Source organism: Mycobacterium sp. E342 (assembly GCF_001667665.1).
GTDB lineage: Bacteria > Actinomycetota > Actinomycetes > Mycobacteriales > Mycobacteriaceae > Mycobacterium.
The window spans coordinates 24007-34524 of the sequence record NZ_LZJM01000096.1; the positions used below are offsets into that span (position 1 = coordinate 24007).

The 10518-nt window shown below is 68.7% G+C and carries 11 protein-coding genes, 1 pseudogene and 1 riboswitch; of the genes and pseudogenes, 7 read left to right on the forward strand and 5 right to left on the reverse strand.

Features of this window, described 5'->3' with window-relative positions:
• Positions 1-12 precede the first annotated feature (12 nt).
• A riboswitch (SAM riboswitch) is annotated at positions 13-129 on the forward strand.
• Positions 130-295: 166 nt separating this feature from the next.
• The 4 genes from A5692_RS06255 to A5692_RS06270 all read left to right on the forward strand — a co-directional run bounded on the left by A5692_RS06255 (position 296) and on the right by A5692_RS06270 (position 3856).
• Positions 296-1675: a bifunctional o-acetylhomoserine/o-acetylserine sulfhydrylase gene (locus A5692_RS06255; protein ID WP_068053489.1), complete on the forward strand. Its 1380-nt coding sequence runs from the start codon at positions 296-298 to the stop codon at positions 1673-1675.
• Between the two features lie 10 nt (positions 1676-1685).
• The gene (locus A5692_RS06260; protein WP_068053492.1) at positions 1686-2834 is read left to right on the forward strand and encodes a homoserine O-acetyltransferase; all 1149 of its coding nucleotides are present in this window, start codon (positions 1686-1688) and stop codon (positions 2832-2834) included.
• Positions 2831-3565 carry a class I SAM-dependent methyltransferase gene (locus A5692_RS06265; RefSeq protein ID WP_068053523.1) on the forward strand — a complete coding sequence of 245 codons (735 nt, stop codon included), beginning with the start codon at positions 2831-2833 and terminating at the stop codon, positions 3563-3565. The genes A5692_RS06260 and A5692_RS06265 overlap by 4 nt, the downstream gene beginning before the upstream one ends.
• Before the next feature lie 81 nt (positions 3566-3646).
• Complete coding sequence (locus A5692_RS06270; RefSeq protein ID WP_231984214.1) at positions 3647-3856, forward strand: three-helix bundle dimerization domain-containing protein; 210 nt, start codon at positions 3647-3649, stop codon at positions 3854-3856.
• Here A5692_RS06270 and A5692_RS06275 read toward each other — a convergent pair.
• The 3 genes and pseudogenes from A5692_RS06275 to A5692_RS06285 all read right to left on the reverse strand — a co-directional run bounded on the left by A5692_RS06275 (position 3849) and on the right by A5692_RS06285 (position 6719).
• Positions 3849-4301 (reverse strand): hypothetical protein, encoded by a 453-nt coding sequence (locus A5692_RS06275; RefSeq protein ID WP_068053501.1) that lies wholly within the window; start codon positions 4299-4301, stop codon positions 3849-3851. The genes A5692_RS06270 and A5692_RS06275 overlap by 8 nt on opposite strands.
• 122 nt (positions 4302-4423) lie before the next feature.
• Positions 4424-5269 (reverse strand): annotated as a pseudogene (locus A5692_RS06280) (DNA-binding protein); the annotation flags it as partial.
• Between the two features lie 19 nt (positions 5270-5288).
• On the reverse strand, positions 5289-6719 hold the full coding sequence (locus A5692_RS06285; protein WP_231984217.1) for an FAD-binding oxidoreductase: 1431 nt from the start codon (positions 6717-6719) through the stop codon (positions 5289-5291).
• 294 nt (positions 6720-7013) lie between these two features.
• Between A5692_RS06285 and A5692_RS06290 the strand changes: the two genes are divergently transcribed.
• Positions 7014-7514: a DUF732 domain-containing protein gene (locus tag A5692_RS06290; protein ID WP_068053507.1), complete on the forward strand. Its 501-nt coding sequence runs from the start codon at positions 7014-7016 to the stop codon at positions 7512-7514.
• Between the two features lie 20 nt (positions 7515-7534).
• Here A5692_RS06290 and A5692_RS06295 read toward each other — a convergent pair whose 3' ends face one another.
• Entirely contained in the window at positions 7535-7816 is a 282-nt protein-coding gene (locus A5692_RS06295) for a DUF3017 domain-containing protein (protein WP_068053508.1), read from the reverse strand.
• Positions 7813-8658 (reverse strand): bifunctional methylenetetrahydrofolate dehydrogenase/methenyltetrahydrofolate cyclohydrolase, encoded by an 846-nt coding sequence (locus A5692_RS06300; RefSeq protein WP_068053510.1) that lies wholly within the window; start codon positions 8656-8658, stop codon positions 7813-7815. Before A5692_RS06300 ends, A5692_RS06295 begins: the two co-directional genes overlap by 4 nt.
• A gap of 83 nt (positions 8659-8741) precedes the next feature.
• On the opposite strand from A5692_RS06300, the gene A5692_RS06305 reads away from it, so the two are divergent.
• Both A5692_RS06305 and A5692_RS06310 read left to right on the forward strand, forming a co-directional pair.
• Positions 8742-9959, forward strand: a complete 1218-nt coding sequence (locus tag A5692_RS06305) for an NADH:flavin oxidoreductase (protein ID WP_068053512.1) — start codon at positions 8742-8744, stop codon at positions 9957-9959.
• A 78-nt stretch (positions 9960-10037) separates the two neighbouring features.
• The coding region (locus A5692_RS06310) for an FHA domain-containing protein (RefSeq protein ID WP_231984216.1) at positions 10038-10518 on the forward strand (481 nt) is incomplete at its 3' end.

Genomic DNA, 10518 nt, shown 5'->3' on the forward strand with positions numbered 1-10518 from the left:
AGTCTCCGTAGTGGTCATGAGCGCCAGCATCAAGCCCCGGCTTGCTGGCCGGCAACCCTCCAACCGCGGTGGGGTGCCCCGGGTGATGACCAGGTCTAGTAGCCACAGGCTGCGCGGCAAGCGCGGGTCCGCCATAACGGACCCCTGACTAGAGGGGAAGACGTGATGTGCACATCTTTAGCTCTTTGCGATCGGCTCATGTGTCGAAGCGCGTGTCGCTGTTGACCCGCGGCCACCCGGCCGCAGGCATCCCCGATACCCGATTCGCAGATCTCGAACCAGAAAGCAACCTCACGTGAGCCCCACCAACAGCACTACCAGCAACGACGACGCCGACCCGGCCGCCCGCTGGTCCTTCGAGACCAGGCAGGTACACGCGGGCCAGCAACCGGACCCGGCGACCAACGCCCGCGCCCTGCCGATCTACCAGACCACCTCCTACGTCTTCGACGACACCTCGCACGCCGCGGCGCTGTTCGGGCTGGAGGTTCCGGGCAACATCTACACCCGGATCGGCAACCCGACCACCGATGTCGTCGAGCAGCGCGTGGCCGCGCTCGAGGGCGGCGTGGCCGCGCTGTTCTTGAGCTCGGGCCAGGCCGCTGAGACATTCGCCATATTGAACCTCGCATGTGCCGGGGATCACATCGTCTCCAGCCCGCGGCTCTACGGCGGCACCTACAACCTGTTCCACTACTCGCTGGCCAAGCTGGGCATCGAGGTGAGCTTCGTCGACGATCCCGACGACCTGGACTCCTGGCAGGCCGCCGTGCGGCCCAACACCAAGGCGTTCTTCGGCGAGACCATCTCGAACCCGCAGATCGATGTGCTGGACATCCCCGGGGTGGCCGGCGTCGCCCACGCCAACGGGATACCGCTGATCGTCGACAACACCATCGCCACGCCCTACCTGATCCAGCCGTTCTCCCACGGCGCCGACATCGTGGTGCACTCCGCCACCAAGTACCTCGGCGGGCACGGCTCCGCGATCGCCGGGGTCATCGTCGACGGCGGCACCTTCGACTGGACGCAGGGTCGCTTCCCCGGCTTCACCACGCCCGACCCGAGCTACCACGGCGTGGTGTTCGCCGAGCTCGGCCCGCCGGCGTACGCCCTCAAGGCGCGAGTGCAGCTGCTGCGCGACCTGGGCTCCGCCGCCTCGCCGTTCAACGCGTTCCTGGTGGCCCAGGGCATCGAGACGCTGAGTCTGCGCGTCGAGCGCCACGTCGCCAACGCGCAACGGGTCGCCGAATTCCTCGAGGGACACGAGGGCGTGCTGGCGGTCAACTACGCCGGGCTGCCCAGCTCGCCCTGGTATGAGCGGGCAAAGCAGCTGGCGCCCAAGGGAACCGGCGCGGTGCTCTCGTTCGAGCTGGCCGGCGGCGTCGAGGCCGGCAAGGCGTTCGTCAACGCGCTGAAGCTGCACAGCCACGTCGCCAACATCGGCGACGTGCGTTCCCTGGTGATCCACCCCGCTTCGACCACCCACGCCCAGCTCAGCCCGGCCGAGCAACTGAGCACCGGCGTCAGCCCGGGGCTGGTGCGGCTGGCCGTCGGGATCGAGGGCATCGACGACATCCTGGCCGACCTGGAGCTCGGCTTCGCCGCCGCGCGTAAGTACGGTGCGGACGCGCAAGCCCCGGGCGCCGACCCGCAAGCAGTGGCGGCGTTCTAAGGGGCCGGCGATGACGATCTCCGAAGTCGGAACCCAGACGCTGCCGGCCGAAGGCGAGATCGGCCTGGTACACATCGGCTCGCTGACCACCGAGAGCGGCGCCGTGGTCGACGACGTCTGCATCGCCGTTCAGCGCTGGGGCGAACTCTCGCCGACCCGCGACAACGTGGTGGTGGTGCTGCACGCGCTGACCGGCGACTCGCACATCACCGGGCCCGCCGGCCCGGGGCATCCCACGGGCGGCTGGTGGGACGGGGTGGCCGGGCCGGGCGCGCCGATCGACACCGACCGCTGGTGCGCGATAGCCACCAACGTGCTGGGCGGTTGCCGCGGCTCCACCGGGCCCAGCTCGCTGGCCCGCGACGGAAAGCCCTGGGGCTCAAGGTTTCCGATGATATCCGTGCGCGACCAGGTGGAGGCCGACATCGCCGCGCTGGCCGCGCTCGGGATCGACGAGGTGGCCGCCGTTGTCGGCGGATCCATGGGCGGCGCAAGGGCTTTGGAGTGGATGGTGGGCCATCCCAGCCGGGTCCGGGCCGGGCTGCTGCTGGCGGTCGGTGCGCGGGCGACCGCGGACCAGATCGGCACGCAGACCACGCAGATCGCGGCCATCAAGGCCGACCCGAACTGGCAGGGCGGCGACTACCACGACACCGGCAGCGCACCGGACACCGGACTGATGATCGCCCGGCGGTTCGCCCACCTGACCTACCGCGGGGAAGCGGAGCTGGACACCCGGTTCGGCAACGACGCACAGGCCGGCGAGGACCCGGGCCCGCCATTTGGAGGCGGCCGCTACGCCGTGCAGAGCTACCTGGAACACCAGGGCGACAAGCTGCTGGCCCGTTTCGACGCGGGCAGCTACGTGACCCTGACCGAGGCGCTGAACAGCCACGACGTCGGCCGCGGCCGCGGTGGCGTGCGCAAGGCCCTGCGCGGTTGCCCGGTGCCTGCCGTGGTCGGCGGCATCACCTCCGACCGGCTCTATCCGCTGCGGCTGCAGGAGGAGCTCGCCGAGTTGCTGCCGGGCTGCGACGGCCTGCACGTTGTCGACTCCATCTGCGGGCATGACGGCTTCCTGGTGGAATCCGAGGCGGTCGGCGACCTGATCCGCAAGACGTTGGAGTTGGCCGCTGCCGAAGGCACGTGCCGGCGGTGACCCGCTCTCGCCACGATCGCTCGCTGTCGTTCGGTTCGGCGGCCGCGGCCTACGAGCGAGGGCGTCCGTCCTATCCCCCGGAGGCCATTGACTGGCTGTTGCCCCGCGGCGCGCACCAGGTGCTGGACCTGGGTGCGGGCACCGGCAAGCTGACCACGCGGCTGGTGGAGCGGGGCCTGGACGTGGTGGCGGTCGACCCGATTCCCGACATGCTGGAGGTGTTGCGGACCTCCCTGCCCGAGACGCGGGCCCTGCTGGGCACGGCGGAAGACATTCCGTTGCCGGACAACAGCGTTGACGTTGTGCTGGTCGCGCAGGCGTGGCATTGGGTGGATCCCGAGCGCGCGATTCCGGAGGTGGCCAGGGTGCTGCGGCCGGGCGGCCGACTGGGTCTGGTGTGGAACACCCGCGACGAACGGCTGGGCTGGGTCCGGGAGTTGGGCGACATCATCGGCTCCGACGGCGACCGGGGCCGCTTCGACGTCACGCTGTCCGAGGCTTTCACGGAGCCGGAGCGCCACCAGGTCGAGTGGACGAACTACCTGACGCCGCAAGCCCTGATCGACCTGGTCGCATCGCGCAGCTACTGCATCACCTCGCCGACCGAGGTCCGCACCAGAACCCTGGACCAGGTGCGCGAGTTGCTGGCCACCCACCCGGCGCTGGCGAATTCGACCGGGCTGGCGTTGCCCTACGTCACCGTGTGCATCAGGGCGACGCTCGCCGGGTAGCCGGGCCGAGCCTCGTCGTCGCCGTCACCGCCTGCTCGCCCCAAAGTTTTACGAAACGACACGGGTGGCAACCCTGAAACCATGGGTGAAATGGTTCAGGTGAGCGAAGAAAGGTTGTTGGCCGATATCGAGCGACGACTGGCCGGCGAGTTTCCCCGCTTCGCCGCCGACGACGTCGGTGACCTTCTACGGCAGGAGCACGCCCGGTTCCGCGGCAGCCGGATCCGCGACTACGTCACGCTCCTGGCGGAGAAACGCGCACGCGACGAACTCAAGCGCAGGCTCAACTGAGGTCTTCGACGAGGATGTCGTTGACGGTCTTGAGGTCGTCAATGGCCCGCTGGGTGAACGAGTCCGCCTGGTCCAGGTCGGCCGGCGTGCTGTTCGGCCCCAGTGACATGCAGATGTGGGTCGCCGTGTGGAAGTCGTTGATCTCGGCTTGCAGGGCCCTGGTCAGAGCGGGATCCGGCGTGGGCAGGTGGCCCTGCAGGCCGACCGTTTGTTCGTCGTGCACGGCCGAACATGCCGAGTGCAGGGCGCCGAGGTCGTTGGCCTTGATCGCGTCGACCACCGCCTGCATGTGGTTCGTCGTGTTGGCCAGATGCTCTTGGGCCTGCGAGTACCACTGCGGGACGCCGGCGTAGTCGGCGCCGGCCGTTCCGGTCGTACCCGCGGTGAGCAGACCCGTGGTGGCGACGGCGGCACCGCCCCAGCGCTTGAGTACCTGCATGAACATGACTGACCTGCCTTCGGTGTGGAGCAGTGCTAGGCAAAGTCTCCGCACCGGGGCGCCACGTTCGGTAGGGCCTTCGGGCCCGTCCCGTGGGCCAAAGGACCCGCTCAGTCGCCCACAAGGGTCGAGACCGGCGCCTCGACGGCGCCGACCACTTCCGCGGCGGGAGCCTCGGGGCCATCGGGGGCCATCCGCGCTATGCGCGACTCGATGTCGTAGGGGACGATGATCGCGGTCGCACCCCGAACGCGGCTGACGGTGCGGGCCATCTTGTCCGCGGTGCGGTCGTGCAGAAGCCGGCCCAACAGCGGCGAATAGGTCCGGCGCGGCAACAGCACCGTCACCCTGGTGTCCGGATGGTGCTTGAGGACCCGCAGCACCAATTCGTGTGCGGCACGGCTCAGGTGACGATCCGGACAGTTGATCAACCACAAGGGGGTGTCATGCTCGAAGCGATCCCAGCGCTCCCGCAGGCGGACGGCGTGATCGACGTCGATCACGAAGTGCACCGCGGTGAGTTCGTCGGCGTGCAGCCCATAGCCGAGGCGGATCGCCTCGATCTCGGCCAGGTCGACGGTGTCCACGAACACCAGCACCTGCAGGCGCGGGTGTCGCGCCAGGTCGAGATCCTCGGTGCGCGACATCTCCAGCACGGAGGCCTCGTCGCGGTATTTCCGGTTGAGCCGCATCAAGGCCAGCACCAGCAACGGGAAGATGGCGACGATGAGCCAGGCACCCTCGGTGAACTTGGCCACCACGAAGATGCCCACCACGATCGTCGACATGATTCCCGCCGACAGGTTCAGCGCCAGCTTGAGGCGCCACCACGAATCACGTTGCGTCACATGATGCTTGGCCATGCCGTAGCCGGCCATCGCGAATGCGGTGAACACACCGATCGCGAAGAACGGTACCAGCGCGCTCACCTTGGGCTGATCTCCGACGAGGAGTACACCGAGCAGAGGAATCGTCTCCTCGGCCGCTAGTGCTTCAGAAGTTCAACCCGGAGAACATGATCCGGTTCGGGTCGTACTTCTGTCGCACGGTCGTCAGCCGCGACAGATTCGAGCCGAAGTATCGCGCGGGCGCGCCATTGGCCTCCAGATAGTTGACGTATCCGCCGACCGAAATCTGTTGCACCGCTTGGTGCGCGGAACTCAGCCAGGTGTTCGCCGCGTTGACCTGGTTGCCGGCCGGCTCGACGTACCACTGCAAGACGGCGGACTGGTTGCGCCAGGGGAACGCGGTGTCGCCCGCCGCCACGTCCGCGATGGCGCCACCGAGCGGGTCGACGAGAACCGAGGCCTGCCCGGCGCCCGAGGGCCACTGCCCTATCGCGGTGGCAATGGCGTGCGCCGCAGTGGAATCGACCGGGCCGATGACGTCCGACCCGGCGACGAACGATCGTGCCGGCGGCGTCGAACTACCGCCGGCCAGAAACATCATCAAGTCGGTCCGGCTCATCGTCTTGTTCGAAACCGACGTGGGTGCCACCCCGACCGCGGACTTGATCGCATCGGCCACCCCCGATCCCGCCCCCGCCGGACAGGTCGCCAGCACGTGGCAGTTCGGCGCCGAGCCGACCATGAGATCGACGATGCCCCAGGTGTTCCGGTCGGCCGCGCTGAGCCAGGACTGCCAGCCGACCAGCACCTGCGTGGATGACGCCGGCGGGAAGTCGAGCCGCACGACGTCGGTGTCGGCCGTCGCAAAGGTGGAGAACGTCATCGACGTCGTCACCCCGAAGTTGCCGCCGCCACCGCCGCGAAGCGCCCAGAACAAGTCCGGATTGTCGTTGGCGGAGGCGGTCACCACGTCGCCGCTGGGCAAGACCACGGTCGCCGACTGCAGCGCGTCACAGGTCAGGCCGGCGCGGCGGCTGTCGGGGCCTATCCCCCCGCCCAGCGCCAGTCCCGCGACGCCGACGGTCGGACAGGTACCGCTGGGTATCGCCCGGCCGGCGCCGGTCAACGCCTGATGGATCGCATACAGGGTGGTCGCCGGGGTCACGGTGACGTTGTTGCCGTCGAAGTTGGCACCGCCCGGGAGCCCGCGCAGGTCCAACACCAACGTGCCGTTCGCGCTGGACGCACCGACGTAGGAATGCCCTCCCCCGCGCGGGGCGATCTTGAGGTTGTTGGCCGTCGCGAAGGCGACGGCCTTCTGCACGTCGGCCTGCGAGGAAACCGTCACCACCGCGGCGGGACTGGAGCTGTCGTAAAACGAGTTGAAAACCTTTTTGCTGGTGGAGAATTGGGCGCTGTTGGCCGGAAGGACTACCGTGCCTGAGATGGAGGACGCCAGCCCGCCCCAGCCGACGGCGGGGTCGGCGGCCGCCCGCGCGGTGCCCAAAACCGCGCCGGTGGCCAACATCCCGACGGCGCCGCGAAGGAATGCCTGGCGCGAGATGCCCCCCTGCACGGAGGGGCCCGGCGGACGGCTGCGATTAGTCGTCATGTGCGGAGATTCTCGAACATTTCCGGCGCAAAAGCCCGGCATGGGCGCTCGTGTCAGATCACAGTGTGGCTTCGATCGCCAAGCGCGACGCCGCGTCGCGCGCGCCCCAATAATCGAGGATCGCGCCGCGGCGAACCCGCAAAACGCTTATTGTGCGAACCTTTACCCCACCGTGTCGCAAACGTGACAGTGATACATCAGAGTTCCTAACGTGATTCGAGTGCCCCGCGCGCACTCCACGACCGAGGGGGAGGCCGCATGAAGGCGCTGACACGAACGCATAACTGGATCTGGGCGTTTCGGAATCAGCCCCTGACCGTTCGCCTGTTGGCCGTGGCCGCCGGCCTGCTCACCGCGGCGTCGGCGCTCGCAGCACCCGTGCGGGCGGACAACCCCGACGACAACTTCATCGACGCGCTCAACCACGCCGGCATCGACTTCGGTGAACCCGGAAACGCGATGTCGGTGGGCCAGTCGATCTGCCCGATGCTCGCCCAGCCGGGCGGCAACTTCGCCGCGGCCGCCTCCAGCGTCTCGGGCCGGGGCATGTCACCCATGATGGCGCGCATGTTCACCACCATCGCGATACAGACCTACTGCCCCGAACAGATGGCAAACCTGGCCAGCGGCAATCTGTCCGGCGCGGTGCCGCAACTGCCGGGAATGACGGGCCAGATCCCGGGCATGACGGGCCAGATCCCCGGGATGGCGGGGCAGATCCCCGGGATGGCGGGGCAGATCCCCGGGATGGCGGGTTAGATCCCGGCGGCGCCCGGTATCTAACCCGTGCCCAGCGGATCGATCGTCCACGCGATGTAGACCATCGCCGTCGCGACCGCCGCGGTGGTGATGAAGTCGATTCCCTTGCTGCGCACCACCAGAAGGCCGGACCGCTCATCGGAAAGCACCAGCCGCAGCACCGCGGCCAGACCCACACCGATACCGATCAGCAGCGAACCGCGCCGCCAGAAGTTGGCGCCCACCAACGCGAGCGCCGTGGCGAACGTCAACCCGACCAACAGGATTGGCCACTGTGTCCTGACGAGGGACCGCGCGCTCATTCCCGCTCGGCCAGCTCGACGACGTTGCTCAACAGGAACGCCCGCGTCAGGGGGCCGACCCCGCCGGGGTTCGGCGACACGTGGCCGGCCACCTCCCACACGTCGGGATGCACGTCACCGACCAACCCGTTCTCGGTCCGGCTGACACCCACGTCGACGACCGCGGCGCCGGGACGCACCATGTCGGCGGTCAGCATGTGCGGAACCCCGACCGCGGCCACGACGATGTCCGCCTGCCTGGTGTAGGCCGCGAGATCACGAGTTCCGGTGTGGCACAACGTCACGGTGGCGTTCTCGGAACGGCGGGTCAACAGCAGCCCGAGCGGCCGGCCGACCGTCACTCCGCGGCCGATGATGACCACGTGCGCCCCCGCGATCTCGACGTCGTAGCGCCGCAGCAGGTGCACGATCCCGCGCGCGGTGCACGGCAGCGGCGCGGGAACGCTGAGCACCAGGCGGCCCAGGTTCGTCGGGTGCAGCCCGTCGGCGTCCTTGTTCGGGTCGACGCGTTCGAGCGCGGCGTTCTCGTCCAGGTGCCTGGGCAGCGGCAGCTGCACGATGTAACCGGTGCAGTCGGGGTTGGCGTTGAGCTCGTCGATGGTCTCTTCCAGCGTCGCGGTGCCGATGTCGGCGGGCAGGTCGCGGCGGATCGACGTGATGCCGACCTTGGCGCAGTCCGCGTGCTTGCCCCGGACATAGGCCTGCGAACCGGGATCGTCGCCGACCAGGATGGTGCCCAGCCCTGGGGTGCGACCCGACGCGGTCAGGGCGGCCACCCGTTGTTTGAGGTCGAGGAAGATCTCGTCACGGGTGGCCTTGCCGTCCAGTGTGATTGCGCCCACGCCTGACAGTCTGGCAGATATCGATGATGGCGACCCGCCACGCCCGGCTTCGCCGCGCTTGCGATCGCCATTAGGCTCCCGATATGTCTACCCCTCCGGACGTGTTCAGCCCAGCCAAGCTCGGCCCGATCACGCTGCGCAACCGCACCATCAAGTCGGCCACCTTCGAGGCCCGCACGCCCGACACCCTGGTGACCGACGACCTCATCGAATACCACCGGCTGCCGGCCGCGGGCGGTGTCGGCATGACGACCGTCGCCTATTGCGCCGTCTCCCCCGGCGGCCGCACCGAGGGCAACGGGATCTGGATGCGACCGGAGGCGGTGCCCGGGTTCCGCCGGCTTACCGACGCGATCCACGCCGAGGGCGCGGCGGTCAGCGCGCAAATAGGCCACGCCGGCCCGGTCGCCAACGCTAAGACCAACAAGGCCAGGGCGCTGGCGCCGGTGCGGTTCTTCAACCCGATCGGAATGCGGTTCGCCAAGAAGGCGACCCGTGACGACATCAACGACGTCGTCGAGGCGCACGCCAACGCCGTCCGCCTGGCCATCGAAGCCGGCTTCGACGCGGTGGAGATCCATTTGGGCCACAACTACTTGGCGAGCTCCTTTCTGTCCCCGCTGATCAACCGCCGCGACGACGAGTTCGGCGGGTCACTGGAGAACCGGGCGAAGGTGGCCCGCGGCATCGTCATGGCCGTTCGCCGCGCGGTGGAAAAGGAAGGGACTCCGATCGCCGTCACCGCGAAGCTCAACATGACCGACGGCGTGCGCGGGGGCATCAGCACCGAAGAATCGCTGACCACCGCCAAATGGCTGCAGGAGGACGGCGGGCTCGACGCGATAGAGCTGACCGCGGGCAGCTCGCTGGTCAACCCGATGTATCTGTTCCACGGCGACGCGCCGCTCAAGGAGTTCGCCGCCGCGTTCAAGCCGCCGCTGAGTTGGGGCATGCGCATGACGGGCAAGAAGTTCCTGCGCGAGTACCCCTACCGCGAGGCCTATTTGTTGCGCCACGCCAAGCTGTTCCGCGCCGAGCTGACGATGCCACTGATCCTGCTTGGCGGCATCACGAACCGGGACACGATGGACCTCGCGATGGCCGAGGGCTTCGACTTCGTCGCGATGGGCCGGGCGCTGCTGGCCGAGCCGGACCTGATCAACCGGATCGCGGCCGACGGCGCCGCGCACAGCGTGCATTCGGCATGCACCCACTGCAACAAGTGCATGGCCACGATCTACACCCGGACGCGCTGCGTGGTCACCGGCGCCCCGGACGTGTTGGCGGGCAACCGGGCCTAGCCCACGGCGGATCGGGCGTCCCACAACGCACATTCGGGCCTCAGGGTTGCCTTGGCTTCACGAGATACAGTTGGTCCGATGAGTGCACCAGCCCCACCCGCGTTGACGGTTCGTTTTGACGGGTCAGAACGCACGTTTGCCGCCGGTCACGACGTGGTGGTGGGGCGCGATCTGCGCGCCGACATGCGCATCACGCACCCCCTGATCTCGCGCGCGCATCTGTTGCTGCGCTTCGACCAGGGCCGCTGGCTGGCGATCGACAATGGTTCCCTCAACGGCACTTTCGTCAACGGGCGGCGGGTGCCGGTGGTCGAGATTCACGACGGCCAGTGCCTCAACATCGGGAATCCGGACGGGCCGCAGCTGACGTTCGAGGTCGGGCGCCACCAGGGAATGGCCGGGCGCCCACCGCAAACCGAATCGATGGGCATACCGGTCGCGGCGCATCCGGGTGGGACGGCGTGGTCCGCCGCCCCGGCCGGGCCCCCTCCGGTCGCCGCGGCGGCGACGCCCAGTTGGGCGGACGGCCCCCCGGAACTGGCGGGGGGCCGGGCGGGGC

Bases quoted from the DNA above. Each gene is read 5' to 3' on its own strand.
- A5692_RS06305 (WP_068053512.1), top strand. From the start codon at position 8,742: ATGTCTACCCCTCCGGACGTGTTCAGCCCAGCCAAGCTCGGCCCGATC.
- A5692_RS06260 (WP_068053492.1), top strand. From the start codon at position 1,686: ATGACGATCTCCGAAGTCGGAACCCAGACGCTGCCGGCCGAAGGCGAG.
- A5692_RS06275 (WP_068053501.1), bottom strand. From the start codon at position 4,301: ATGTTCATGCAGGTACTCAAGCGCTGGGGCGGTGCCGCCGTCGCCACC.
- A5692_RS06290 (WP_068053507.1), top strand. From the start codon at position 7,014: ATGAAGGCGCTGACACGAACGCATAACTGGATCTGGGCGTTTCGGAAT.
- A5692_RS06270 (WP_231984214.1), top strand. From the start codon at position 3,647: ATGGGTGAAATGGTTCAGGTGAGCGAAGAAAGGTTGTTGGCCGATATC.
- A5692_RS06295 (WP_068053508.1), bottom strand. From the start codon at position 7,816: ATGAGCGCGCGGTCCCTCGTCAGGACACAGTGGCCAATCCTGTTGGTC.